The sequence below is a fragment of the Tepidicaulis marinus genome, assembly GCF_000739695.1.
GTDB lineage: Bacteria > Pseudomonadota > Alphaproteobacteria > Parvibaculales > Parvibaculaceae > Tepidicaulis > Tepidicaulis marinus.
In genome coordinates, this window is record NZ_BBIO01000017.1 from 47,817 (window position 1) to 71,969 (window position 24,153).

General features: G+C 61.8%; 21 protein-coding genes and 1 tRNA gene. 9 read left to right on the forward strand and 13 right to left on the reverse strand.

All coding sequences use genetic code 11. From position 1 onward, the window contains the following. Window positions 1-22: 22 nt before the first annotated feature. From addB to trxA, 3 genes are all read left to right on the forward strand, one after another. Window positions 23-3,061 carry a double-strand break repair protein AddB gene (gene addB / locus M2A_RS14065; protein ID WP_045448748.1) on the forward strand — a complete coding sequence of 1,013 codons (3,039 nt, stop codon included), beginning with the start codon at window positions 23-25 and terminating at the stop codon, window positions 3,059-3,061. Continuing rightward, a complete protein-coding gene (gene addA, locus M2A_RS14070) occupies window positions 3,058-6,492 on the forward strand; it encodes a double-strand break repair helicase AddA (RefSeq protein ID WP_045448750.1) in 3,435 nt (1,144 codons plus the stop codon). Before addB ends, addA begins: the two co-directional genes overlap by 4 nt. A 152-nt stretch (window positions 6,493-6,644) precedes the next feature. Continuing rightward, entirely contained in the window at window positions 6,645-6,965 is a 321-nt protein-coding gene (trxA, locus tag M2A_RS14075; protein ID WP_045448752.1) for a thioredoxin TrxA, read from the forward strand. A 254-nt stretch (window positions 6,966-7,219) separates the two neighbouring features. Here trxA and M2A_RS14080 read toward each other — a convergent pair whose 3' ends face one another. From M2A_RS14080 to aroA, 13 genes are all read right to left on the reverse strand, one after another. Then, on the reverse strand, window positions 7,220-8,563 hold the full coding sequence (locus M2A_RS14080) for a bifunctional folylpolyglutamate synthase/dihydrofolate synthase (protein ID WP_045448755.1): 1,344 nt from the start codon (window positions 8,561-8,563) through the stop codon (window positions 7,220-7,222). 45 nt (window positions 8,564-8,608) lie between these two features. Continuing rightward, the gene (gene accD, locus M2A_RS14085) at window positions 8,609-9,523 is read right to left on the reverse strand and encodes an acetyl-CoA carboxylase, carboxyltransferase subunit beta (protein ID WP_045448757.1); all 915 of its coding nucleotides are present in this window, start codon (window positions 9,521-9,523) and stop codon (window positions 8,609-8,611) included. A gap of 41 nt (window positions 9,524-9,564) precedes the next feature. Continuing rightward, entirely contained in the window at window positions 9,565-10,407 is an 843-nt protein-coding gene (trpA, locus tag M2A_RS14090) for a tryptophan synthase subunit alpha (protein ID WP_045448759.1), read from the reverse strand. Then, window positions 10,404-11,621, reverse strand: a complete 1,218-nt coding sequence (gene trpB / locus M2A_RS14095; RefSeq protein WP_045448847.1) for a tryptophan synthase subunit beta — start codon at window positions 11,619-11,621, stop codon at window positions 10,404-10,406. Before trpB ends, trpA begins: the two co-directional genes overlap by 4 nt. Window positions 11,622-11,626: 5 nt before the next feature. After that, complete coding sequence (locus tag M2A_RS14100; RefSeq protein ID WP_045448761.1) at window positions 11,627-12,298, reverse strand: phosphoribosylanthranilate isomerase; 672 nt, start codon at window positions 12,296-12,298, stop codon at window positions 11,627-11,629. Between the two features lie 33 nt (window positions 12,299-12,331). Then, window positions 12,332-13,045, reverse strand: coding sequence for an orotidine-5'-phosphate decarboxylase (pyrF, locus tag M2A_RS14105; protein WP_045448764.1), 714 nt, complete (start codon window positions 13,043-13,045; stop codon window positions 12,332-12,334). A 59-nt stretch (window positions 13,046-13,104) separates the two neighbouring features. Continuing rightward, window positions 13,105-13,602 (reverse strand): YtoQ family protein, encoded by a 498-nt coding sequence (locus M2A_RS14110; protein WP_045448767.1) that lies wholly within the window; start codon window positions 13,600-13,602, stop codon window positions 13,105-13,107. Window positions 13,603-13,766: 164 nt separating this feature from the next. Further along, the gene (locus M2A_RS14115; protein ID WP_045448770.1) at window positions 13,767-14,069 is read right to left on the reverse strand and encodes a LapA family protein; all 303 of its coding nucleotides are present in this window, start codon (window positions 14,067-14,069) and stop codon (window positions 13,767-13,769) included. 46 nt (window positions 14,070-14,115) lie between these two features. Then, window positions 14,116-14,424: an integration host factor subunit beta gene (gene ihfB / locus M2A_RS14120; RefSeq protein ID WP_045448773.1), complete on the reverse strand. Its 309-nt coding sequence runs from the start codon at window positions 14,422-14,424 to the stop codon at window positions 14,116-14,118. A gap of 53 nt (window positions 14,425-14,477) precedes the next feature. After that, on the reverse strand, window positions 14,478-15,428 hold the full coding sequence (gene sppA, locus M2A_RS14125) for a signal peptide peptidase SppA (RefSeq protein ID WP_045448775.1): 951 nt from the start codon (window positions 15,426-15,428) through the stop codon (window positions 14,478-14,480). Window positions 15,429-15,514: 86 nt separating this feature from the next. Then, the gene (rpsA, locus tag M2A_RS14130; RefSeq protein ID WP_081875643.1) at window positions 15,515-17,221 is read right to left on the reverse strand and encodes a 30S ribosomal protein S1; all 1,707 of its coding nucleotides are present in this window, start codon (window positions 17,219-17,221) and stop codon (window positions 15,515-15,517) included. Between the two features lie 193 nt (window positions 17,222-17,414). Beyond that, complete coding sequence (gene cmk, locus M2A_RS14135; RefSeq protein ID WP_045448777.1) at window positions 17,415-18,050, reverse strand: (d)CMP kinase; 636 nt, start codon at window positions 18,048-18,050, stop codon at window positions 17,415-17,417. Continuing rightward, on the reverse strand, window positions 18,047-19,378 hold the full coding sequence (aroA, locus tag M2A_RS14140) for a 3-phosphoshikimate 1-carboxyvinyltransferase (protein ID WP_045448780.1): 1,332 nt from the start codon (window positions 19,376-19,378) through the stop codon (window positions 18,047-18,049). Before aroA ends, cmk begins: the two co-directional genes overlap by 4 nt. A gap of 180 nt (window positions 19,379-19,558) precedes the next feature. Here aroA and M2A_RS14145 point away from each other — a divergent pair, with 180 nt between their 5' ends. The 6 genes from M2A_RS14145 (at window position 19,559) to M2A_RS14170 (ending at window position 24,150) form a co-directional block, all read left to right on the forward strand. Beyond that, window positions 19,559-19,924, forward strand: coding sequence for a TIGR02300 family protein (locus M2A_RS14145; protein ID WP_045448783.1), 366 nt, complete (start codon window positions 19,559-19,561; stop codon window positions 19,922-19,924). A gap of 172 nt (window positions 19,925-20,096) precedes the next feature. Then, a tRNA-Ala gene (locus M2A_RS14150) sits at window positions 20,097-20,172 on the forward strand. Window positions 20,173-20,424: 252 nt separating this feature from the next. Further along, complete coding sequence (locus M2A_RS14155; RefSeq protein ID WP_045448785.1) at window positions 20,425-21,561, forward strand: helix-turn-helix domain-containing protein; 1,137 nt, start codon at window positions 20,425-20,427, stop codon at window positions 21,559-21,561. Then, window positions 21,536-22,807 (forward strand): erythromycin esterase family protein, encoded by a 1,272-nt coding sequence (locus M2A_RS14160; RefSeq protein WP_045448787.1) that lies wholly within the window; start codon window positions 21,536-21,538, stop codon window positions 22,805-22,807. Before M2A_RS14155 ends, M2A_RS14160 begins: the two co-directional genes overlap by 26 nt. A gap of 3 nt (window positions 22,808-22,810) precedes the next feature. Further along, window positions 22,811-23,491, forward strand: coding sequence for an alpha/beta fold hydrolase (locus M2A_RS14165; protein WP_156101774.1), 681 nt, complete (start codon window positions 22,811-22,813; stop codon window positions 23,489-23,491). Continuing rightward, the gene (locus M2A_RS14170; protein WP_045448789.1) at window positions 23,488-24,150 is read left to right on the forward strand and encodes a phosphoribosyltransferase; all 663 of its coding nucleotides are present in this window, start codon (window positions 23,488-23,490) and stop codon (window positions 24,148-24,150) included. The genes M2A_RS14165 and M2A_RS14170 overlap by 4 nt, the downstream gene beginning before the upstream one ends. Window positions 24,151-24,153: the final 3 nt, after the last annotated feature.

Here is a 24,153-nt window from a genome sequence, read left to right on the forward strand (position 1 = left end):
CCGTCCGCGCTAGACTGGCATCATGGCACCTTCATCCCGCAAAGCCGCGCCCGCTCTTTTCACGATGCCCTCCGGGCTCGCCTTTGCCGATGTGATGGCGCGGGCCCTGAGCGAGGATGCATCGCTCGGCGGGCGCTTTGACGGGGCGGCGCTTGCCGACATCACGATCCTCTTGCCGACGCGGCGCGCGGTGCGCACGCTTTCGGAAGCCTTTCTGCGCCAGTCGGGTGGGCGGGCGATGATCCTGCCATCCATCCGTCCCATGGGCGATGTCGATGAAGAAGAAATGCTGCTCGATCCGGGCTTCAGCTTCCGCGAGGAAGGCGCCGCCTTCGGCGCCGAGCTGCCGCCTGCCATGGAAAGCCTCTCACGGCAGATCGTACTCACGAAACTCATCAATGCCTGGGGGGAGGTGAACCCCGATGCAGGCGCGATGAGCGCAGGCCAGGCGGCGGCGCTCGCAGGCGATCTTGGCCGCTTTCTCGATGCGGTGGAAACCGAAGGCGTGGAGCTTTCCGCGCTGCAGGATCTCGTGCCCGGCGATTATGCGCAGAACTGGCAGATCACGCTCGAGTTTCTGCAAATCATCACCCGCTACTGGCCGGATATTCTCGCCGACAAAGGGCTGATCGATCCGGCCCGCCGGCGCACCTTGCTGCTCGAAGCGCAGGCTGCGGCCTGGGCCGCAAAGCCGCCGCAAGGCCCGGTTATTGCAGCAGGTTCCACGGGCTCGGTGCCTGCGTCTGCCAAACTTCTCTCCGTTATTGCGGGCCTGCCGCAAGGGGCGGTGGTGCTGCCGGGGCTCGATCTTGACCTGGCACCGGAGGCCTGGGAGGCGGTCGGCGAATCTCATCCTCAATTCGGCATGAAGCAATTGCTTGAGCGCCTTGGCGCGGGCCGGGACGATGTGGCGCTCTGGCCGGGCGCGCAAACCGCCGCCGCTGAGAAAAACGCTGCAAGGGCCCGGCTCTTGAACGAAGCTTTGCGCCCCGCCGAGGCAACGGATGGTTGGCGCGCCGTGCTGGCGGCCGAGGGCAAAGACATAGCGGGCGCGCTTGAGGGGCTGCACCTCATCGAAGCGGCGAATGCGCGCGAGGAGGCGCTTGCCATTGCGCTTATCCTGCGCTCGGTGCTGGAAGAAAAAGAAAAGACGGCGGCGCTCGTCACCCCGGACCGCTCCCTTGCCCGGCGCGTTGCTGCCGAGCTTGCCCGCTGGGGCATCGAAGTGGACGATTCCTCCGGTGTGCCATTGGCAGAAACGCCGGTCTTTATTTTCCTCCGCTTGCTGCTCGAGGCGGTGGAAGAAGACTTCGCGCCGGTGCCGCTTCTCTCGCTCCTCAAACACCCCCTTGCCGCAGCGGGCATGGCGCCCGGCGATTTCCGCGCCGATGTGCGCCGCCTTGAACGCGCGCTCCTGCGCGGCCCCCGCCCGGCGCCGGGGCTTGAGGGGCTGGAGCTTGCGTTGAACGCATACGAAGAAGAACGCAAGCGGGACGAGCCGCGCCTGCGCGCGCTCATTGCCCAGTTGAAAGAAGCCACCGCGCCGCTTTTGCAGCTTCCGCTTTTTGAAAAACAGGAGGCGGGCGCGCTCCTGAGCGCGTTTCTTGGAGCAGCAGAGGCTTTGGCCGCGCGCGATGAAGTAGAAGGCGCGGCCCGGCTTTGGGCCGGGGATGACGGGGAAGCAGCCGCCGCCTTTTTTGCCGCGCTGATGGAAGCGGCGAACGAAGCCCCCGCCCTTGCGCCTGCGGGCCTGCGCGCTTTCATGGAAAGCCTGGCGCTTGGGCGTGTGGTGCGTCCGCGCTTCGGGCGCCATCCCCGCCTCATGATCCTCGGGCCCTTGGAAGCGCGTCTTCAGCAGGCGGACTGTCTTATTCTCGGCGGGCTCAATGAAGGGGTGTGGCCGGCAGAAACGAAAGTCGATCCCTGGCTCAGCCGGCCCATGCGCCGCAATCTCGGTCTTTATTCGCCCGAACGGCGGATCGGCCTTTCCGCTCATGACTTTGTGCAGGCCGCTGCCTGTCCGCGGGTTTTTCTGACGCGGGCGCTGAAAGTGGAAGGCGCGCCCGCCGTTCCCTCGCGCTGGCTCTTGCGGCTTGAAAGTTTTCTGAAAGGCGCCGGGATAGACGGATTGCCGCTTGCACAGAAGTGGACGCATTGGGCCCGGGAAATCGATGTGCCATCCGCCCGCCAGGCGGCATTGCCGCCGCGCCCGGCGCCGCCGCTTCATGCAAGGCCCGATAGGCTCTCGGTGACGGATGTGGAAACCCTCATCCGCGATCCTTATGCCTTTTATGCACGCCGTGTTCTGGGGCTGAAAGCGCTCGATGCCATCGACGATTTTGCGCCCGCGCGGGACAGAGGCATCCTCATTCACCGCGCGCTCGACACATTCGTGAAGCGCTATCCCGAAACCCTGCCGGAGAATATCGAAGAGGTGCTTCTGGAAATCGGCGAGGAAGTTTTCGCCGATGCGCCGGACAGGCCCGAGGTCATTGCCTTCTGGCAGCCGCGTTATGAGCAGATCGCCCGCTTTCTTGCCTCGGCGGAACCTGAATTGCGGCAGGATGTGCTCAAGGCTTATGGCGAGATCGAAGGCATGCTGGAAATCGGCGGGCTGAAACGGCCCGTCAGTCTTCATGCCCGCGCCGACCGGATCGATGTGAAGCGCTCCGGCGCGCTTCACATCATGGATTACAAGACGGGCGGCGTGCCGAGCGCGGCGCAAGTGGAAAGCGGGCTTTCCCCGCAGCTTTCCCTTGAAGCGGCCATGGCCGAAGCGGGCGGCTTCGAAAACGTTCCGAAAGGCCCTGTGGAAACGCTCACCTATCTGCATCTGGCGGGCGGCGAGCAGGGCGGGGCAGTGAAAAAGATCACCGAAGAAGGCAGTCGCTTGGCTGCGGAGGCGCTGGGCGGGCTCAAGGGTTTGCTGGCCTCTTACGAAAACGAAAGCCTGCCTTATCTCTCCCGCCCCCGCGTGCAATTTATCGGGCGCTATAGCGATTACGATCATCTGGCGCGGGTGAAAGAATGGTCCGCCTCGGATGGGGAGGAGGGCGCATGAGCGGGATGAACCGGTTTGCCCAGACGCTGGAAGACCAGCGCCGCGCTGCAGATCCCGCTGCCTCCGTCTGGGTGTCGGCGAATGCCGGGGCGGGCAAGACCCATGTGCTCATCAACCGCGTCATCCGTCTCCTCTTAAGCGGCACGCCGCCCGAACGCATCCTGTGCCTGACCTTCACCAAAGCGGCGGCCTCTGAAATGGCGGCCCGGCTTTACCGCGAGCTCGGCTCCTGGGCGGTTCTGGAAGACGGCGCGCTTGCGCAAAAGATCGAGGCGCTCGATGGCGGCGGGGCCACTCCGGCGCGCCTTAAGGCCGCGCGGCTTTTATTTGCGCGCGCCATCGAGACGCCGGGCGGGCTTAAAATTCAGACCATCCATGCCTTTTGCGAGCGCCTGCTTGGCCGCTTTCCGCTGGAAGCGGGCGTGCCGCCCCATTTTGACATTCTGGATGAGCGCGCGACGGATGAATATATGGCTGAAGCGCAGCATGCGCTTTTGGAAGAGATCGGCGAGGACGATCTTGCAGGCCATGAAACGCCGCTGACCTTGGCGCTCTCTCATGTCAGCCGCGTTGCCGGCGAATTCGGTTTCGAAACGCTCTTCAAAGCGATTGTCGGCGAGCGCGGCCGTATCCACCGTTTCCTGGAGCGGGCAGGCGGGCTCGAAGCGGCCATTGAGCAGCTGCGCGTGGCGCTCGGCGTCAAAGAAGGGGTGAGTGAGAGGGGTCTTATTGCGGATGCGCTCTCGCGCGTGCCGCGCGCGCGGATTGGCGAGGCGGCAGACGTGCTTGCCGGCGGCACGGTGACGGACCAGAAGAAAGAAGCCATCTTCCGCGCCTTCCTTGCCGAGCGGGACGAAGCGGCGGCCTTTTCGCTTTATTGCAGCGCGTTTTTGAAGGCGACGGACGGCGAGCCTTTCAAAGACCTGATGACGAAGAAGCTGCGCGAGGCGAACGGCGCGCTTGAAGAAGAACTGCGCGCCGAGCAATCGCGTATCCATGATCTAACCTTGGCGCTGAACGCGGTGCGCGTGGCCGAGGCGAGCGAGGCGATGCTCCGGCTCGGCGATGCGCTGCTTGCCTCTTACGAAAGCATCAAGCGCATATATGCGCGGCTCGATTATGAGGACCTCATCGAGCGGGCGCGGGCCTTGCTGACGAACCGGCAGATGACGGCCTGGGTGCTTTATAAACTCGATGGCGGGCTCGACCATATTCTCGTCGATGAAGCGCAGGACACGAGCCCGGCGCAATGGGAAGTGATCGCGGCCCTTGCCGATGAGTTTATGTCGGGCAGCGGCGCGCGTGAGACGGTGCGGACCGTCTTTGCAGTGGGCGATGAGAAACAGTCCATCTATTCCTTTCAGGGCGCCGCGCCCGAAAAATTCTCCGCCATGCGCGCCTATTTCGAAAAGCGCGTGAAGGAAGCCGAAGGCACCTGGTCGCCGGTGCATCTGCTTCTTTCTTTCCGTTCCGTGCCGGAAGTTTTGAACGCGGTCGATCTCGTCTTTAAAGGCGAGGCGGCGCGGGCGGGCCTGAGCGCGGAAGACGATCCCGTCGCTCATTATGCCCGCCGCGAGGAAGAAGGCGGTCTTGTCGAGCTTTGGCCGCTGGAAGAACCGGAAGAGGAGGAAGAGGAAAATCCCTGGGATGCGCCGCTCGATTATCCGACAGGCTCGAGCCCGCGCGCCCGGCTTGCCGCGCGCATTGCCGATCAGGTGGCCGAATGGCTTCAAAACGGCGAGCGGCTGCACGCCAACGGCCGGAAAATTAAGCCCGGCGACATTATGGTGCTGGTGCGCCGGCGCGATCTCTTCGTCGAGGAAATGATCCGGGCCTTGAAAGCGCGCGCCATTCCCGTTGCCGGCGCCGACCGGATGATGCTGGCCGAGCAGATCGCGGTGATGGACCTTCTCTCCCTCGGCCGTTTCGCGCTTTTGCCCGAAGACGATCTAACGCTTGCCGAAGTGCTCAAAAGCCCGCTTATCGGTTTCAGCGAGGAAGAGCTTTTCGATCTGGCATACGGGCGCACGGTCTCGCTCTGGGGGGCGCTCATCAAGCGCGCCGAAGAAAAGCCCGTCTTTGCCAAGGCCTATGCTTATCTTTCCCATGTGCTGGCCGAAGCCGACCAGCGCCGCCCCTACGAGTTTTATGCGCGCCGGCTGATCGGCGAGCGGGGGCGGGAAAAACTTCTCGCCCGGCTCGGCGAGGATGTGAACGATCCCGTCGATGAATTTCTTTCGCTCGCCCTCCAATATGAGCAGGGCCATGCAGGCGCGCTGCAAGGCTTTTTGCACTGGATCGAAACCGGCCATGTGCAGATCAAGCGCGATCTCGATCAGGGCGCGAATGAAGTGCGGGTGATGACGGTGCATGGGGCAAAGGGGCTGGAGGCGCCCATCGTCTTTTTGCCGGATACTTGCGCGGTGCCCGCCGCCCGTTTCGATCCGGTGCTGCTGCCCGCTCAGCATCGGGGCGAGGACTTGCCGCTCTGGCCGGTGCGCAAGGCAAATGACGAGGCCTTGGCCGGCGCGGCGCGCGAAAAGGCCCGCGCGCTGCAGGGTGAGGAATATAGGCGCCTCCTTTATGTGGCGATGACGCGCGCCCGCGACCGGCTTTACGTCTGCGGGCATAAAGGCGCGAAGAAACTCCCCGATGCCTGCTGGTATGCGCTGATCCAAGAGGGGTTGAAAGACGCGCTTGAGCCGGTGGAAACGCCGCGCGGCACCGTCTGGCGCAAGGAGGGCAAGCGCGCCGCCCCCGCCGGGGATAGCGTGACGGCTGAGGCGCTGCCGCCGCTGCCCGCCTGGGCGCATCAGCCCGCGCCCGAAGAAGCCGTGCCGCCCCGGCCCCTTGCCCCCTCGCGCTTTGAAGGGGAGGCGGGCGCCGAGCCGCCGGTTCTCTCTCCTTTGGGCGGGGACACGCAAAAAAGGTTCAAGCGCGGGCGCATCATTCACCGCCTGCTCGAAACCCTGCCCGAAATTGAAGCGGGAAAATGGGATGCGGCGGCGGCGCGCTTTCTTGCCGCCCCTGGCCACGATCTTTCTGAGGCTGAGCGCAAAGAAATCTGGCAGGCGGCGCGCGCGGTTTTGGAGGCGCCGGATTTCGCAGCGCTTTTCGGGCCGGGCAGCCGGGCGGAAGTGCCGGTGGTGGGCATTGTCGAAATGCCCTCGGGCCCCCTTTCTTTTGCCGGGCAGATCGACCGGCTCGTCGAGCGCGAGGGGGAAATCCTCATCGTCGATTACAAGACGAATCGCCCGGCGCCCAAAACGCCGGGTGAGGTCAGCCCGGCCTATATCGCCCAGCTTGCCGCCTACCGCGCGCTTTTGGCGCAGTCCCGCCCGGGTTTTGAGGTGCGCTGCGCCCTTTTATGGACGGATGGGCCGCGGCTTATGGAAATTCCGGCGGAAAACCTCGAAAAATATCTGCGCTGAGAAGCGCAAAACGGCACTATTCTCACATGCCCGTGCGCCTTCCTTGACGTTGGAACCTGCCATTCCTAGATTTGTGGCAAGCTGAATACGAACCGAGGCGTCTTTGCCGCGCGAAGCGGGCCGGACGTATCAGAAAGTAAAGAGGTATGAGAATGGCTACCACGAAAGTAACCGACGGCAGCTTCGAATCGGATGTGATCGATTCCTCGACGCCGGTGCTTGTCGACTTCTGGGCCGAATGGTGCGGCCCGTGCAAACAGATCGGTCCGGCTCTGGAAGAAATCGCGGCCGATCTCGGCGGTAAAGTAACCATCGCCAAGATCAATATCGACGAGAACCCCAACACGCCGACAAAATATGGCGTGCGCGGCATCCCGACGCTGATGCTTTTCAAGGATGGCCAGGTGGCCGCGACGAAAGTGGGCGCGCTGCCGAAGGGCAAGATTCAGGAATGGATCGAAAGCTCGCTCTAAGATTTGGAGCGCAAACGTTTAAGAAAGCCCGGCCTGGAAAATCAGTGCCGGGCTTTTGTTTGTTGCAGCGTCAGTATGGACCCCGGCACGTAGGCCGGGGTGACAAAAGAGTTTGCAGTGACCCCGTGCATTTCATCGGGTGAGGCTGTCACCCCGGGCTTGTCCCGGGGTCCAAGCAACCTCACCGCTTGCCGCAGCTTTCGCATGGACCCTCGCGTCGCGCGCGAGGGTGACGGGAGCGAAGGCGGCAAACCTCACCCATGCTCCCGGAGCACTTGGCCCGCCAGATAAAGCGAGCCGCAGATAAGGATGCGCGGTGCGGTCTTGCCGTCCTGCGCGCTTTTGGCGATGCGGGTCATGGCAGCGGCGAGGCTCTGCGCCTCCTCGCCGTGAAGTCCCGCCTTCTGCGCGGCAGCGGCAAGCTCGCCCGGGGTGAGCGCATTCGCCTCTCCCTCGATGGGCACGGCAACGGCCATGGCGGCAAGGTCTTTGAAGGCGGCGAGAAACCCCGTGGCGTCCTTGGTCGAAAGCATGCCGCAAATGAGATAGAGCGGGCGCGGGGCGCGGTCGTTCATCTCGGCGAAAGCCTGGGCGATGGTGCGCCCGGCGGCGGGATTGTGCCCGCCATCGAGCCAAAGCTCGACCCCTTCCGGAAGCGCGGCAAGGAGCGGGCCTTCTTTCAGGCGCTGCATCCGCGCGGGCCATTTTGCCGTCAGCAGCCCTTCTTCGATGGCCTCATCGGAAACGGAAAGCCCTTCAGCTTGACGGAGCGCCGCAATCGCTCCGCCCGCATTTGTAAGCTGATGGCGTCCTTGCAGTGCCGGGAAGGGGAGATCGAGAAGACCGTCCGTATCCTGATAGATAAGGCGGCCATGTTCCTCGAAAGCCATCCAGTCCTGCCCGTGGATGAAAACCCGCGCGCCGGTGCGCTCGGCCTTTTCAAGAAGCACTTCCAAGGCTGCTTCTTCCTGCGGGCCGATAATGGCCGGCACATTATGGCGAAAGATGCCGGCTTTTTCGCCTGCAATCTCGCCCAGCGTTTCGCCCAGAAACTGCTGATGATCGAGCCCGATAGGCGTGATCAGTGTGGCGGCGGGGCGGGCAACGACATTCGTCGTATCGAGCCGCCCGCCCATGCCCGTTTCAAGCAGCAGCGCATCGGCAGGGAGGCGCGAAAAGGCAAGAAGCGCGGCAACGGTTGTGATTTCGAAATAAGTAATGGGCGCGCCTTCGTTCGCGCGCTCGCATTCCTCCAGCACTTCGATCAGCGCCTCTTCGCCAATGAAGGCGCCGCCGCCTTTTCCGCCGAGATAGATACGCTCATGAAAATGCACGAGATGGGGCGAGGTATAGGCATGCACCGCCTTGCCATCCGCCTCCAGCATGGCTTTGAGGAAGGCCAGAGCCGAGCCTTTGCCGTTCGTCCCGGCGATATGAATGACGGGCGGCAGATGCTCTTCGGGATGGCCGAGCGCGGCCAGCAGCCGGTGCACTCTTTCCAGCGAGAGGTCGATCAGTTTCGGATGCAGCTTCGAGAGGCGTTCCAGCACCACATCGCTGTAAGGGGCAAGGGGCGGCGGGGTGTTGGAGGCGCTCATGGAGTGAGTTCAGATGTGATGTCAGCCGCGATTTCAGATGCCATTTCAAGCAACGGGGGCGGGCGGATTGGGCCGCGTGGCGGGCAGCGTTTCCTGCTTCAGCGCCGAACCCGGCCGGTGAGTGAGAAGGCGGATCGTGCGCGCCAGCGTCGCTTTCAGCTCGTGGCGGTGGACGACCATATCGACCATGCCGTGTTCAAGCAGATATTCGGCGCGCTGGAAGCCCTGCGGCAACTTCTCGCGGATCGTTTGTTCGATGACGCGCGGCCCGGCAAAACCGATCAGGGCGCCCGGCTCGGCAATCTGCACATCGCCCAGCATGGCATAGGAGGCGGTGACGCCGCCGGTGGTCGGATCGGTGAGCACGACGATGTAAGGCAGGCGTGCCTCGCGCAGCATCTGCACGGCAACGGTTGTGCGCGGCATTTGCATCAGCGAGAGAATGCCTTCCTGCATCCGCGCGCCGCCCGCCGCGGCCACGACGATGTAAGGCGCCTTGCGTTCCAGCGCTTCGCGGGCGCCAACGACGATCGCCTCGCCCGCCGCCATGCCGAGCGAGCCGCCCATGAAGGCGAAATCCTGCACGGAAATAACGGTCTCGATCCCATCGAGCGCGCCATGGGCCACGGTCACCGCGTCATTGCGCCCGGTTTTGGCGCGCGCATCTTTCAACCGTTCAGGATAGCGCTTCTGGTCGCGGAATTTCAGCGGGTCGGCGGGCACCTCCGGTATCGCGATTTCTTCGTATTCGCCATTGTCGAAGAGCTGGCCGAAACGCTCTTTCGTGCCCAGTTTCATATGGAAGTCGCAGGAGGGGCAGACATTGTAAGCGGTGATGAGATCGCGGTGAAAAACCATCTCCCCGCAATTGGAACATTTCACCCACAAATTGTCCGGCGTGTCCCGTTTTTTGAAGACCCGCTGAATTTTCGGCCGGACGACATTGTTAATCCAGTTCATGTCCCACTTCCTCCATCTGGCCTTTCCAAAAGGCTCGAGACTTATTCCGCTGCCGCGCGCCGGGCACTATGGGCGCCGTCGGCAAGAGCGCGTACTTTTTCCAGCACCCGGCCCGTGCCGCCCGGCTTCATTTTGCCGTCCGCGCCGAGTTCCCCGCGCACCGCATCGACAATGGCCGAGCCTACCACGGCCCCGTCCGCAACCGCGCCAAGTTCTGCGGCCTGCGCCGGCGTTTTTATGCCGAAACCGACCACGACAGGCAATTGCGTATATTTGCGGATGCGCGCCACAGCCGCTTCCACATCGCCTGTTACCGCGCTTGCCGCCCCGGTAATGCCGGTGATCGAGACGTAATAGATGAAGCCCGTCGTATGGGCGACCACGGCGGGAAGGCGTTTATCGTCCGTCGTCGGCGTTGCAAGACGGATGAAATTGACGCCCGCCTTGATGGCGGGCAAACACAGTTCTTCGTCTTCCTCGGGCGGCAGATCGACGATGATGAGCCCGTCGACACCCGCTTCCACGGCATCTTTCAGAAAGGCATCGACGCCGTAGCGGTAAATGGGGTTGTAATAGCCCATCAGCACGATCGGCGTTTCATTGTCGCCGCCCGCGCGGAAGCGGCGCACCATGTCCAGCGTCTTGATCATGGTCTGGCCCGCTTTAAGCGCGCGGATGGTGGAGGCTTGCACGGAAGGGCCGTCCGCCATCGGGTCGGTGAAAGGCATGCCAAGTTCGATAATGTCGACGCCTGCGCCGGGCAGCCCCGCAAGCAGTTCATAGGAGCTTTCCAGGTCCGGATCGCCCGCGGTAATGAAAGCCACGAAGGCGGTGCGTCCTTCCGCTTTCAGTTTTTCGAAACGGGCATCGACACGCGTGCTCACAGGCTTACCCCCAGATGTTCGGCGACCGAAAAGACGTCCTTGTCGCCGCGCCCGCACATATTCATCAGGATGATGTGATCCTTCGGCAGTTTCGGTGCGATCTTGACGACATGGGCAAGCGCGTGGGCCGGCTCGAGCGCGGGAATGATCCCTTCAAGGCGCGTGCAAAGCTGGAAGGCATCCAGCGCCTCGTCGTCGCGTATGGACACATATTTCGCCCGGCCGATTTCCTTCAGCCAGGAATGTTCCGGCCCGATGCCCGGATAATCGAGCCCGGCGGAAATCGAATGGCCGTCCTTGATCTGTCCATCATCCGTCTGCAGAAGATAAGTGCGGTTGCCATGGAGGACACCCGGCTCGCCGCCTGCGAGAGAGGCGCAATGCTCGCCCGTCTCGATGCCTTTACCGGCCGCTTCCACGCCGAGAATTTCCACGGACTTGTCGTCTAGGAAAGGATGGAAAAGGCCGATCGCATTCGAGCCGCCGCCGATGCAGGCAACCAGCGTGTCGGGCAGGCGCCCTTCGCGTTCCTGCATCTGTTCCTTGGCTTCCTTGCCGATGACGGATTGAAAATCGCGCACCATTTGCGGATAAGGGTGAGGTCCTGCCGCCGTGCCGATAATGTAGAAGGTATCGGCGACATTCGTGACCCAGTCGCGCAGCGCCTCGTTCATGGCGTCTTTCAGCGTGCCGGTGCCGGAGGTGACGGGCACGACTTCCGCGCCCAAAAGCTTCATGCGGAAGACATTCGGCTTTTGCCGCTCGATATCGGTCGCGCCCATATAGACGACGCACGGCAGGCCGAAGCGTGCCGCCACCGTCGCCGTCGCAACGCCGTGCTGGCCCGCGCCCGTTTCGGCGATGATGCGTGTCTTGCCCATGCGCCGGGCAAGCTGGATTTGCCCCAGGCAATTATTGATCTTGTGCGAGCCGGTATGGTTGAGCTCGTCGCGCTTGAAATAGATTTTCGCGCCGCCCAGATGCTCGGTCAGCCGCTCGGCATAATAAAGCGGGCTCGGGCGCCCGGCATAATGGCGGGCCAGATCGTCGAGTTCGGCATGGAAGGCCGGATCGTTTTTCGCGTCCTTATAGGCCTGCTCCAGATCGAGGATCAGCGGCATCAGCGTTTCGGCGACGAAGCGCCCGCCGAAAATACCGAAATGGCCGCGCTCGTCCGGACCGGTCCGGTAGGAATTGGGCTCGAGAGCACTCACGCTGATCACTCCTTTACTTTGACCATATCGGCATCTTGCTTGGCAGCCCGGATAAAGGCCTCGACAAGCGCCGCATCCTTTTCCCCCGGCGCGCTTTCGACGCCCGAGGACACATCCACCATGGTTGCCCCGGCGGTGCGTATCGCCTCGGCCACGTTCAAGGGGGTCAGACCGCCTGAAAGCATCCAGGGCTTGCGCGGTTTGCGCGTGCCGATCAGCTCCCAGTCGAAGGCAAGCCCGTTGCCGCCGGGCAAGGCGCCCGCCATGGTTTTAGGCGGTTTGGCATCGAACAGCAACATATCCACAAAAGGCTCGTAAGCCTCTGCGCCCGTTACATCTTCCGGCCCCGAAACGGCGATGGCCTTCATCACGGGAATATGGGTCCGGGCCCGTATCTCGGCCACCCGCTGCGGGCTTTCCTTGCCATGCAGCTGGATGACGTCGGGGTGCACGTAAGTCACGAGATCATCGAGCAGGGCATTATCCGGGTCGACGAGCAGCGCCACCACCCACACCCCTTCGGGCACCGCCCGGCGCAGCTTCATCGCCTCACCCATGGTGAGATAGCGCGGGCTCTTTTCAAAAAAGACGAAGCCGATGGAATCCGCCCCCGCCGCTGCCGCCGCGCGGATCATTTCTTCCGTTTTCAGGCCGCAGATTTTGACGTGAAGGCTCATCGGTTTCCCCAAGGGTGGGCTCAAAAATTAAGATCAGGCGGCGGGCGGCAGATCGGCCAGAATGTTTTCCACCGCTGCCGCAGGGTCCGCCGCGCGGATGATGGGGCGGGAGATCACTAGAATATCGGCCCCATGCACCAGCGCATCGGAAGGGGTCATGACGCGTTTTTGGTCATCCGCGCTTTCGCCTTTCATACGGATGCCGGGCACGATCAGTTTGAAATCGGACCCGCAATCCTGGCGCAGCACTTCGACTTCCTGAGGGCTGCAGACCACGCCGTCGAGCCCGGCTTCTTGAGCGGCGGCGGCAAGGCGGCGCACCTGATCCGACGGGCTGCCTTGGGCGCCCAGCCGGGCAATGTCGCCGGCATCGAGGCTGGTGAGCAGCGTCACGCCGATCAGCCAGGGCCGCCCGTCGCCTTCCTCTTCCACGACACCGCGCGCGCGCTTCATCATCTCGATGCCGCCGCTGGCATGCACATTCATGATCGCCGGCTGCAAGGAAAGGAGAGAGCGGATGCCGCCTGCTACGGTATTGGGAATATCGTGCAATTTGAGATCGAGGAAGATCGGCACGCCCGTCTCCGCGATCCGCTCATAGCCCGAGCGCCCGAAGGCGTAGAAGAACTCAAGGCCGATTTTCAGTCCGCCCACGACCGGCACCAAGGTTTTGGCAAGGCGCTCGGCTTCATCCAGATCATGCGTGTCGAGACCGCAAAAAATCGGGTTGCGAAAGAGCTTGGACATGGGTCTCTCCTTCATCTGCGGCCTTGATCCTTGGTCTTCGGCCTTGAGGCGCGGTTGCCTTATTCGGCCGCTGCCGCGCGGCGGCTGGCAGGCAGCGCGCCATTGATCACGTAATCCAGAATTTCAACGATCTGGCCGGGCTCGCTCGCCACGGCCATGGCCGCGCCGTCCACTTCTTTGAGCGCATGGGTCAGCGCCGGGTCATGCAGCGTGATGATCGATTTGCCGAGCGCGGCCGCATAGCCTGCATCGAAAGCCGCGTTCCATTGTTTATATTTATCCCCGAAACGCACGACCACAATATCCGATCTTTCCATTAACGCGCGGGTGCGAATGGCGTTCACCTTGGCGCCCTTGTGGTCCGTCCAGAAATTGCTTTCTTCATTGCCCAGAATGCGCACGCCGCATTCGTCCGAGGAGGCATGGTCGGTCACGGGCGACACCAGGGTGACGGGCAGGTTTTTTGCCCGCACGCCTTCGGCAATCTGCTCGCGCCAGTCCGTGTGGATTTCACCGGAAAGATAGACGGTCCAATTTTGCGTCCCTGTCTGGCTCATGTGATATCTCCTTCTGTCGCGGTCGGCGGCCCCAGGCGGGCGAAGTGTGGGCCTTATAGCAGCCCCGGCGCAGCTCGGCCATAAGCCGGGCAGGGCGGGTGCCTTGGGGGCAAAGGCGTAAAGGAACGGGGCGGTCTAACGGGCGGTCTTAAGAGAGCGGGGCGTCAGCCCATTTTGCTGGGTACAATGGCGGTTGAGCCTCCCGCGGCGGGGGTTTTGGCGCTGCTCTTTGCCTTGCGGGCACGGTCTTTGCGCCATCGCCCCGTCAGAACGGCGGCGCCGCCGATCAGCATGCCCAGAAAGATCGCGGCGAGCACCACCAGGAAAAGCGGCATTTCAAGCGCGATGGCCGGATTTTCCGGCTCGAAGGCATCAAGGCTGAAAAGCACGCTGTGCCGGTTGGCCACCGCCAGATAGAGCGTGACCAGACAAAGCGGCAAAAGCAAAAGCCAGGACAAAATTCTCAAAGACCGCTCCTATTGCGGGTCCCGGCGCATCATCCGCCGGCAGGACTCAATTATCGTCGTCGTCGCTGCCGCCATCGCCGTCATTCAGCCGCTCGCGCAGTTCCTTGCCCGTCTTGAAGAAAGGCACGAACTTCTCGTCCACATGCACGGGCTGACCGGTGCGCGGGTTGCGGCCGGTGCGCGCGGGGCGGGACTTCACGGAGAAGGCGCCGAAGCCGCGCAGCTCCACCCGGTCGCCTCTGGCCAGTGCCGCGCTGATCTCATCGAAGACCGTTGCGACAATGCGCTCGACATCCCGCTGGAACAGATGCGGATTGGCTTGCGCCAGCTTGGCAACGAGTTCCGACTTGATCATGGCTCCCAACCCCTTTTTTGGCGCGGGAGGGGCAGCCATGCCGCCTCAACCCGTCAGCGGCGGTCAGGGTGCCAAACGCTTATCAGCCCGTCAAGCGTAAGTCCCTCTGTCTGCAACGTTTTTTGGGTTGTTTCGGCAATTGCCTGCGAAAATGCCTCACCCATGGCCCGGCCCATGAAAGTGGCCAGTTCATAAGGTTCCTCGCGCACTTCCCAGTCTTCCACGGGCAATTCGCTGTTGATTTGCCGCTCCGCCGAGAGCCAGGCAAGGGCTTCTTCCTCCCCGCCAATGGCATCGATCAGGCCGTTTTCCTTGGCCTGCCAGCCGGTATAGACCCGCCCGTCGCCCAGCTCGCGGGCGCGGGCCTTATCGAAGCCCCGCCGTTCCTGGACAAGGCCGAGGAACCAGTCATAGGAAGCGTCGATCATGGCCTGGGTGGCGCGGATCGCCTCGCGGGAGGGTTCGGAGAAGGGATTGGGTTCGGCTTTGAGCGGGCTCGATTTCACCTCTTTCATCTCGATGCCGATATGGCCGAGCAGCTCTTTCATCTGCGCCCATTGGAAAAGCACGCCCACCGAGCCCGTGATCGTGTTGCCCCGGGCAACGATATGATCGGCGGAAATGGCGGCGATATAGCCGCCCGAGGCGGCAACCGTGCCGAGCACGGCGACGACCGGTTTGACCTCGGCTACGTCGCGGATTTTTTCGTAAAGGGCTTCCGAGCCCGTGGTCGTGCCGCCGGGACTGTCGATGCGCAGGATGAGCGCGGAGACGTTCTCGTCTTTCTTGATCTCATCGAGCATGTCCTGGACGCGGGTGTCGTCGACGATGACGCCGGAAACCCAGACGCGGGCGATGTGCTGATGAGAGGGGCCGAAGCCTGCATTTTGCGCGAAGAAGGCGAAAAGGCCGGCAGCGAGCAGGATAATAGCGGCGAAGCGCCAAAAAGACAGGCGGCGCTTGAGACGCCGCCTGTCGATAATCAGATCGGTATCGAGCGACACAGGATCATCCTCTTGATCGGGCGGACTGGTTTACGGAGGCCAGCCTAACCCGAACGGAGAATTTTGTCCCGCCCGGTCAACGGGGATTATTCGTCCCCGCCGCCCTGCTTTTCTTTCAGGGCCGCGCCGAGGATATCCCCGAGCGAGGCGCCCGAATCCGACGAGCCGTACTGAGCCACAGCCTGTTTCTCCTCGGCGATTTCCAGCGCCTTGACGGAGAGGCTGAGACGGCGGCTTGCCTTGTCGATATTGGTGATGCGGGCATCGACCTTGTCGCCGACCGCGAAACGGTCCGGACGCTGGTCGCCGCGGTCGCGGGCCAGATCGCCGCGGCGGATAAAGGCGGTCATGCCTTCTTCGCCCACGGTCACATCGATGCCGTTCTCATGAATGGCGGCAACGGTGCAGGTAACGGTCGCACCCTTGCGCAGTTCGCCGGCAGCCGCTTCGAAGGGATCGCCGTCGAGCTGCTTGATGCCGAGCGAGATGCGCTCTTTTTCCGTGTCCACGTCGAGCACCACGGCCTTGACCACCTGACCCTTCTGGTAGTCCTGGATGGCGTCTTCGCCGGCCCGGTTCCAGTCGAGATCGGACAGGTGCACCATGCCGTCCACATCGCCGTCGAGACCGATGAACAGACCGAATTCGGTGATGTTCTTGATCTCGCCTTCGATCTGCGTGCCGGAAGGATAGCGCTCTGCGAAAGCGGCCCAGGGATTGTCCATGCACTGCTTGAGGCCGAGCGAGATGCGGCGCTTGGCCGGATCGACTTCGAGCACCATGACTTCCACTTCCTGGCTGGTGGAAACGATTTTGCCAGGATGGACGTTTTTCTTGGTCCAGCTCATTTCCGAGACGTGCACCAGGCCTTCGACGCCCGCTTCCAGTTCCACGAATGCACCGTAATCGGTGATGTTCGTGACGCGGCCGGTGAAACGCGTACCCACCGGGTATTTCGCTTCGACGCCTTCCCACGGATCGGCTTCAAGCTGCTTCATGCCGAGCGAGATACGCTGCGTGTCCGGATTGACCTTGATGACCTGCACTTTCACGGTCTGGCCGATGGACAGAACCTCGCGCGGGTCGTTGACGCGGCGCCAGGAAATGTCGGTGACGTGCAACAGCCCGTCGAGGCCGCCCAGATCCACGAACGCGCCGTAATCGGTGATGTTCTTGACCACGCCGTCGCGCACATCGCCTTCTTTGAGGTTCTCGATGAGCTCCTGGCGCTGTTCGGCGCGGGTTTCTTCCAGCACGGCGCGGCGCGAGACAACGATGTTGCCGCGGCGCTTGTCCATTTTCAGGATCTGGAAAGGCTGGGGAATGTTGAGAAGCGGACCGACATCGCGCACCGGGCGGATATCGACCTGGCTGCCGGGCAGGAAGGCGACGGCGCCGTCGAGGTCGACCGTGAAGCCGCCTTTGACGCGGCCGAAGATCTGGCCTTCCACACGTTCGGTGGCTTCGTAGGCTTTTTCCAGGCGCACCCAGGCTTCTTCGCGGCGCGCTTTCTCGCGGCTGAGAACAGCCTCGCCCATCGCGTTTTCGATCCGGTCTAGGAAGACTTCCACTTCATCGCCGACGGACAGATTGGCGGGATGGCCGGGGGTGCTGAATTCTTTAAGGGCAACGCGGCCTTCGGTTTTCAGGCCGACATCGATAATGGCCAGGTCGTTTTCGATACCAACGATGGTGCCTTTGACAACCGAGCCTTCTTCGGCGGAATTGCGCTCGAAGCTTTCTTCGAGCATGGCCGCGAAATCGTCGCGGGTCGGGTTGAGACTTTCTGACAAGTCGTTTCTCCTAACGTCATCAATAAATTTCCGGCCGACGGTTGGCTCCGGCGGTCTTCCCCGCGGTCATTCGGTGCCTCGGGGCATCGAGGAAACAAGGGTTTTAAGCTAATCAAAGCATCCGGCGGGGCTCTTAAAGCTCCCCAGGATCGGCAAACGCCTCAAGGTGCGCCTTCACCGAAGGAACACGCACCTACGTCCGCCCACTCTCTATTATGGCAAGAGCGGCCTTGAATGCCGCTTCTATACTCAAATCCGAGGTATCGAGCAAGTGCGCATCGGCGGCGGGCAGGAGCGGGGAATGGGCCCGTTCCCGGTCGCGCTTGTCCCGCTCGCGTACTTCTTCCAGTACTTGTGTCTCGGAGACCTTAGACCCCGAATTCTTGAGTTCGAGCCAGCGCCGGTGGGCTCTGACCTCCGGGCTTGCCGTGACGAAAAGTTTTAACTCCGCCTCGGGGCAGACCACGGTGCCGATATCCCGCCCGTCGAGCACCGCGCCGGGGGCGCCGCCCGGCGGGTTTTCGGCGAAATTGCGCTGAAAAGCCAGGATTGCGTCCCGGACGGGCTGCATGGCCGCCACGATGGAAGCGGCCTGGCCGATTTCACCGGTGCGGATGGCTTTGGGGTCGATGGCGGCCGGATCGAGCTCTTTGGCGGCTTTCAGCGCTGCGGCTTCATCGCCAGGCTCTTTTCCCGCCTTAACCACGGCATGGGCAACGGCCCGGTAAAGCGAGCCGGTATCGAGATAGGCATAACCGAAATGATCGGCGATCTGGCGGGCAAGCGTGCCTTTGCCGGCGGCAGCCGGTCCGTCGATCGCGATGATCATGCGTTCGCTCCGGATTCCAGCTGCGCGCCCAGCCGGCGCATGAGCCCGGTAAAGTCCGGAAAGCTCGTGGCGATCATCTCGCCCGCATCGATGGTGACGGGTTTTTGTGCGCCGAGCCCGAGCGTGAGGAACGACATGGCGATGCGGTGGTCCATATGGGTGGCGACATGGCCGCCCCCTTCCACGGTGCCTGCGCGCCCTTCGACGATCATGCCGTCCGGCAGGTCTTCCACTTTCACCCCATTGGCCCGGAGGCCGGCGGCGGTGGCGGCAATCCGGTCGCTTTCTTTTACCCGCAGCTCCTCGGCCCCGCGCATGACCGTTTTGCCTTCTGCAAAAGAGGCGGCGACGGCCAGCACCGGATATTCATCGATCATCGAGGGCGCGCGCTCCGGCGGCACCTCGATGCCTTTCAGCTCGCTTGCCTTGACGCGCAGATCCGCCACCGGTTCGCCGCCTTCCTGGCGCTGGTTCAGGATCTCGATATCTGCGCCCATCTCGATCAGCGTCGTATAGAGCCCCGATCTATGCGGGTTGAGGGTGATGCCGGTCACGGTAATGTCCGAGCCCGGCGTGATCAGCGCGGCGACGACGGGAAACGCCGCCGAAGAGGGGTCCCCCGGCACGGCCAGCGTGCAGGCTTTCAGCTCCGGCTCGCCGGTGACGCGGATAACGCGCACGCCTTTCGGACCTTCTTCCGTCGCGACCTGCGCGCCAAAGGCTTTCAGCATCAATTCGGTATGATCGCGCGTCGGCGCGGGCTCGATGACCGTCGTCTGGCCCGGCGCGTTCAGCCCGGCAAAAAGCACGGCGGACTTAACTTGAGCGGAAGCGACGGGCAGCGGATAGGTGATGGGCAGCGCGCGCTCGGCCCCGGTCAGGGTGAGCGGCAGGCGCCCGCCTTCGCGCGCATGGATATGGGCGCCCATTTCGGTGAGCGGCGTGATGACGCGGCCCATGGGGCGCTTGGAAAGCGAGGCATCGCCGGTAAAGGTGGCGGTGATGGGGTGGCCCGCGACGATCCCCATCATCAGCCGGACGCCGGTGCCCGAATTGCCGAAATCGAGCACGGTTTCAGGCTCTTTCAGCCCGCCCACGCCGACCCCCCAGATCGACCAGGTGCCGTCTTGATGGCGGGTGATCTCGGCGCCCATCCGGCGCAGCGCCTCGCCGGTGGCGAGCACATCCTCGCCCTCCAGAAGCCCGCTGACGCGTGTCTCGCCCACGGCCAGCGCCCCCAGCATCAGCGCGCGGTGGGAGATCGACTTGTCGCCGGGCACGGCAATGGTGCCTTGCAGGGCGCGGGAGGGTTGGGCGGTGAGGGTCATGACCAGGCGGCCTCGGAACGGGGCTTGAGAGGATGTGTGCGGCGCAGCGCGGCGCCCTTAAGCGGTTGCAACCGGACGAAAAAAGACAAACTTGGCGGGCAACACGCGAATAGGTTTTGACAGGAGCCTTGCTTCATGGCAATGGGAAAATCTGTTCGTAAGTGCGGGGAGCAGTGAACTGTGGCGAAGCCAGAACTTGGAACGAAACGCGACTGCCCGGAGTGTGGCGCGAAGTTCTACGACCTTACCAAAAATCCGGCGCATTGTCCCAAATGCGGCCACGAATTCGTGCCCGAGGACGTGACGGCCAAGCGCACGAAAGCGCCCAAACCGCCGGTGGAAACACCGAAGCCGAAAAAGCGTGCCGAGCCCAAGGTGGTGGACGAGGACAGCGATGAGGACGAGATCGATTTCGACGACGATATCGATATCGATGTCGATGTGGACGATGATGAGGACGACGACTTCCTCGACGATGACGAGGACAGCGATGACGGCGTTTCCAGCATCGTGCGCGGCGGCGTGGCGAAGGACGACGAGACTTAAGCGCGGGTAAAGGGTGCGCCGGGCTGCAAGTTTTCCTTGATCTGGGGCAAGATGCAGCCTATATCCGCCCCCCTAGACGCCAGCGGCTGAATCGATTAGAAGAGCCGCAACAAACCGGCGCCCGGCCTTTCAAGGCCCGCGGCATCCCAAATCCGGTTCACCGAGATGGTACGGGGCCATAGCTCAGTTGGGAGAGCGCTTGCATGGCATGCAAGAGGTCGGCGGTTCGATTCCGCCTGGCTCCACCACTCTCTAGCCACCCAAAGAGTCATAACACGGCGATTCTACTACGAAACGCCGGTGAGCCAGCAAGCCCTAATTGAAGGGACGGCTACGATTTTGGCTTGATGATTTCCGAAAAGTAAAAACCCCGCAGCTGGAACTGCGGGGCTTTTGAAAACGCTTGGAATGCGCTCCTTCAATCATGAGCACGATTCTAGGCGACGGTTTCCTGTTGTCAACTGCTTGATGCAGTGCGCAGGACTTTAAGCCGATGCCGAATGCAAATGGAAATTACTGGATGTGAAATTCACGCTGGCGCCGAGGCTGTAGTTGCAAAAGGTTTCGTGAAACGTGCCGGCAACTTTGAGGCAGTGAACATGCTTGCAGAAGAATTTGCCGGAGAACCTGGTTACGCATCGATCAAGGCTTTCGCTCTTGTGGGAATGGCGTTCTCGCTCCTGGAGCCGGACCTGCCTGGTAAGGCCAAAGAAGTTCTGATCGTGTTGATCCAGCACACACAGCGGGATACGTGGAAAACCGGAAACGTCAAAACCACTATCAGCAACGCACGTCTCGCCGGTCTTTGCGGTCTAACCGAGCGATCGGCCAGAAGGTTATTAGGCCAATTGGAGGAGCATGGATGGCTGGTGCGTCGCTACACAAATGCTAACCAGAGGTATGGTGCTGGCGGTATTGACTTGCGCCCTCTCGCGAGACGATTGCCGGAACTCGAAAATGCTCTTGTGGAATTTGACGACAAGAAGCGTAGGGAGCGGGAGCGGTTGAATGAAGAACGCATTGATCTTCCGGCTCCTTCAGGAAGCCCGGACGACCCCGACCAAGAGAAGTCCTTCTGTGCCCGACGGGCGGATACGGGCGTCCACCTAAACCTTTACAATAAAACCTCTGGTCTTACAGACCTTGTACAAGGGCAGGCAGAAGGGGCGCGGCCAAGCCCTCCCCCTTTCCAAATTCACTCCTCTCGAGCTGATAGCGACAAGGACCTCGTCTGTCTGATGACCGAGGCCTCCCCCACATTGCAGCGGCAACTGTCGAGGGACCATCTGGACGAGCTGCTTTTCGGAGACCCCTCTCCTTCGGCCATTCAGGAGGTGTCGAGGTCGATTGTCTGGTTGCTACGCCAATACGTTCGGATAAGGCCTGAGGTGTGGCAGAAAGCAGTTGCCAAACATGGTTGGGCGGCGCTAGCTGCAGTCCTTGTCGCAGTCGATAAGCGTGGCATCAAAAACCCAGCAGCCTATCTCTACTCCATGCTGCAATCTTCAATCCTACGGGAAACGATCCATCACAATCTGCGAGCGCTTAGCCAGCAGGATGGCGGCCATGCCTGGGCTGCTGCCGGTTTATCGGACACGAAGTTAAGGTGTCATGATGGAACCGCTTCCACCTCCTGAGAATGCAGAGGCTTTTGGATGCCTTTTTTCCCGCTTTGGTGCGGCTCGTGTGGTTCTGCTTGGCGAAGCAACGCACGGCACGGCCGAGTTCTATAAAGCGCGCGCCGCCATTACCCGGGAACTCGTCCAGAACCACGGCTTCAATATTGTCGCTGTTGAAGCAGATTGGCCGGATGCGGCGCATTTGGACCGTTACGTCCGTCACCGCGCCCCGCGCCCGGGCCGGAGCAGAGCCTTCAGCCGCTTCCCCTTTTGGATGTGGCGCAACCGGGAAGTTATGGACTTTCTCAGCTGGTTGCGTGCGCATAATGAACGCAGAGATGTGAAAGACCGCGCTTCGTTTCACGGTCTCGATGTCTATAGCCTCGGGGAATCCATTCATACCGTACTAACCTATCTCCGGAAAATCGATCCGCTAGCGGCAGAGAGGGCGCGCATGCGATATGGCTGTCTGACGCCGTGGCAAGATGATCCGGCGGGTTACGGCCATGCGGTTTTGTACGGAAGGGTAGAGTCTTGCGAAGAGGCAATTGTTGAACAGCTGATAGAAATGCTGTTCAGTCGGCTCGACTACATCCGCCAGGACGGAGATGATTATTTCGATGCAGCGCAAAATGCGCGCGTCGTCCGCGCGGCGGAGCATTATTACCGTATCATGTATCGCGGCGGCGCCGAGTCCTGGAACCTGCGGGACAGGCATATGTTCGATACGCTGGTATCTCTGCTTGATATGCGAGGACCGGAATCCAAGGCTGTCGTCTGGGCGCATAATTCACATATCGGCAATGCCGCGGCTACCTCCATGGGATGGGCGGGCGAGTTCAATATCGGTGAGCTTTGCAAGAAGTCATTCGATAAAGATGCCATTGCGATCGGCTTCGGCACGGACCGGGGCCGTGTCATGGCGGCAAGCGATTGGGGCGGTCCGGCGGAGATCAAGACGGTGCGTCCTGCGCGCGAGGACAGCTATGAATTTGCTTTCCGCAAAACGGGGGTCACCCGTTCCTTGACCGATTGGAGCGTACCGTCGCGGCGCGCGCTGGCGGATACGCTAAGTATGCCCTTGCGCGAGCGGGCAATCGGCGTGGTGTACCGGCCGGAGAGCGAATTTTTGAGTCACTATTTTCAAGCGGTGCTTTCCGATCAATTCGATGCCTATGTCTGGTTCGAGGAAACCTCTCCCGTAACTCCTTTGCGGATGGAGCCTTCACATGGAGAGCCGGATACTTATCCATTCGGTCTTTGAGCGATGATGAACTTGCAGGGTCAAAGCGAAGTCGAGTTCGGTTCCATGAAACTGAAGGGACTTCTCGGCGTGCCGGAAAAAGCTCAAGGCGTCATTATTTTCGCCCATGGCAATGGTAGCGGAAGGTTGAGCCCGCGCAACAATCATGTAGCAGCAGCTCTGAGGAAAGAGAAATTTGCCACGCTCCTTCTCGATCTGCTGACGGCAGAGGAAGAAGAGGACCGGCGGAACATATTCGATATTGCGCTTTTGGCACGGCGTCTGCTGCTCGCGACGGCCTGGGTAAGAGAACAGAAAACATTACACGAATTGAATATTGGCTATTTTGGAGCAAGCACGGGCGCAGGCGCAGCGCTTGTAGCAGCAGCGGATCCGGCAGCTCGTATCGCCGCGGTTGTTTCGCGTGGCGGGCGGCCGGACCTGGCAGGCGATGATCTCTTGCAAGTGCATGTGCCGGTGCTTTTGATCGTTGGCGGGCGCGACGATGTGGTGTTGGATTTGAACCGGCAGGCTTGTAAACGCCTTCCTGGTACGAAAGAGCTGCGTATCATCCCTGGAGCAGGACATCTTTTCGAAGAACCGGGAACGCTTGATCAGGTGGTGGATCATGCGGTGCGCTGGTTCCGCGCCTTTTTGCCGCCCGAGGCGGTAAGGCGCCCCGCAGCCGGGAGGCATACATCATGAAAGAGTACTTTGAGGACAGGCGGGAAGCCGGCCGGGAACTTGCCAAAGCGCTGCTCGAATATAAAGACAGCCATCCGATTGTGCTGGCATTGCCGCGCGGCGGCGTACCCGTTGCCTTTGAGGTCGCCAAGGCGCTTGAAGCGCCTCTCGATGTACTTTTCGTTCGGAAGATCGGTGCCCCCGGCCAGCCCGAATTCGGTATTGGCGCGGTCGTGGATGGCTTCAACCCTCAGCTTATCATGAATGAGTCCTTGGCGTCGCTTTTCGGTGTCACCTCCGCCTATGTCGATATGGAAATGGCTCGGGAGTTGCGGGAAATCGAACGCCGCCGAGCGCTTTACCGAAGAAATGCCCCGCCGCTCGATCTATGGGGACGGACAGTCATTGTGGTCGATGATGGCATTGCAACAGGGGGTACGGTAAAGGCGGCGCTAAGTGGTGTGCGGCGTAATACGCCTCTTCATCTGGTTCTGGCTGTCCCCCTTGCGCCTGCCGAAACGCTCGAAGAATTGAAGCCGTTGGTAGACCGGATTATCTGTTTGATAACGCCCCAGCCTTTTCAAGCGGTGGGGTTGCACTACCGTGACTTTACACAGACCAGGGATGAAGAAGTAATCGCCTTGTTGGAAGCGGCAAGCGCTTGGACCCAAGCTGTGTGAACG

Coding starts and splice junctions, on each gene's coding strand:
- addB (WP_045448748.1), top strand. CDS start 23: ATGGCACCTTCATCCCGCAAAGCCGCGCCCGCTCTTTTCACGATGCCC.
- addA (WP_045448750.1), top strand. CDS start 3,058: ATGAGCGGGATGAACCGGTTTGCCCAGACGCTGGAAGACCAGCGCCGC.
- trxA (WP_045448752.1), top strand. CDS start 6,645: ATGGCTACCACGAAAGTAACCGACGGCAGCTTCGAATCGGATGTGATC.
- M2A_RS14080 (WP_045448755.1), bottom strand. CDS start 8,563: ATGAGCGCCTCCAACACCCCGCCGCCCCTTGCCCCTTACAGCGATGTG.
- accD (WP_045448757.1), bottom strand. CDS start 9,523: ATGAACTGGATTAACAATGTCGTCCGGCCGAAAATTCAGCGGGTCTTC.
- M2A_RS14100 (WP_045448761.1), bottom strand. CDS start 12,298: ATGAGCCTTCACGTCAAAATCTGCGGCCTGAAAACGGAAGAAATGATC.
- pyrF (WP_045448764.1), bottom strand. CDS start 13,045: ATGTCCAAGCTCTTTCGCAACCCGATTTTTTGCGGTCTCGACACGCAT.
- M2A_RS14110 (WP_045448767.1), bottom strand. CDS start 13,602: ATGAGCCAGACAGGGACGCAAAATTGGACCGTCTATCTTTCCGGTGAA.
- ihfB (WP_045448773.1), bottom strand. CDS start 14,424: ATGATCAAGTCGGAACTCGTTGCCAAGCTGGCGCAAGCCAATCCGCAT.
- cmk (WP_045448777.1), bottom strand. CDS start 18,050: ATGATCATCGCGATCGACGGACCGGCTGCCGCCGGCAAAGGCACGCTT.
- aroA (WP_045448780.1), bottom strand. CDS start 19,378: ATGACCCTCACCGCCCAACCCTCCCGCGCCCTGCAAGGCACCATTGCC.
- M2A_RS14155 (WP_045448785.1), top strand. CDS start 20,425: ATGCAAATGGAAATTACTGGATGTGAAATTCACGCTGGCGCCGAGGCT.
- M2A_RS14160 (WP_045448787.1), top strand. CDS start 21,536: ATGATGGAACCGCTTCCACCTCCTGAGAATGCAGAGGCTTTTGGATGC.
- M2A_RS14165 (WP_156101774.1), top strand. CDS start 22,811: ATGATGAACTTGCAGGGTCAAAGCGAAGTCGAGTTCGGTTCCATGAAA.
- M2A_RS14170 (WP_045448789.1), top strand. CDS start 23,488: ATGAAAGAGTACTTTGAGGACAGGCGGGAAGCCGGCCGGGAACTTGCC.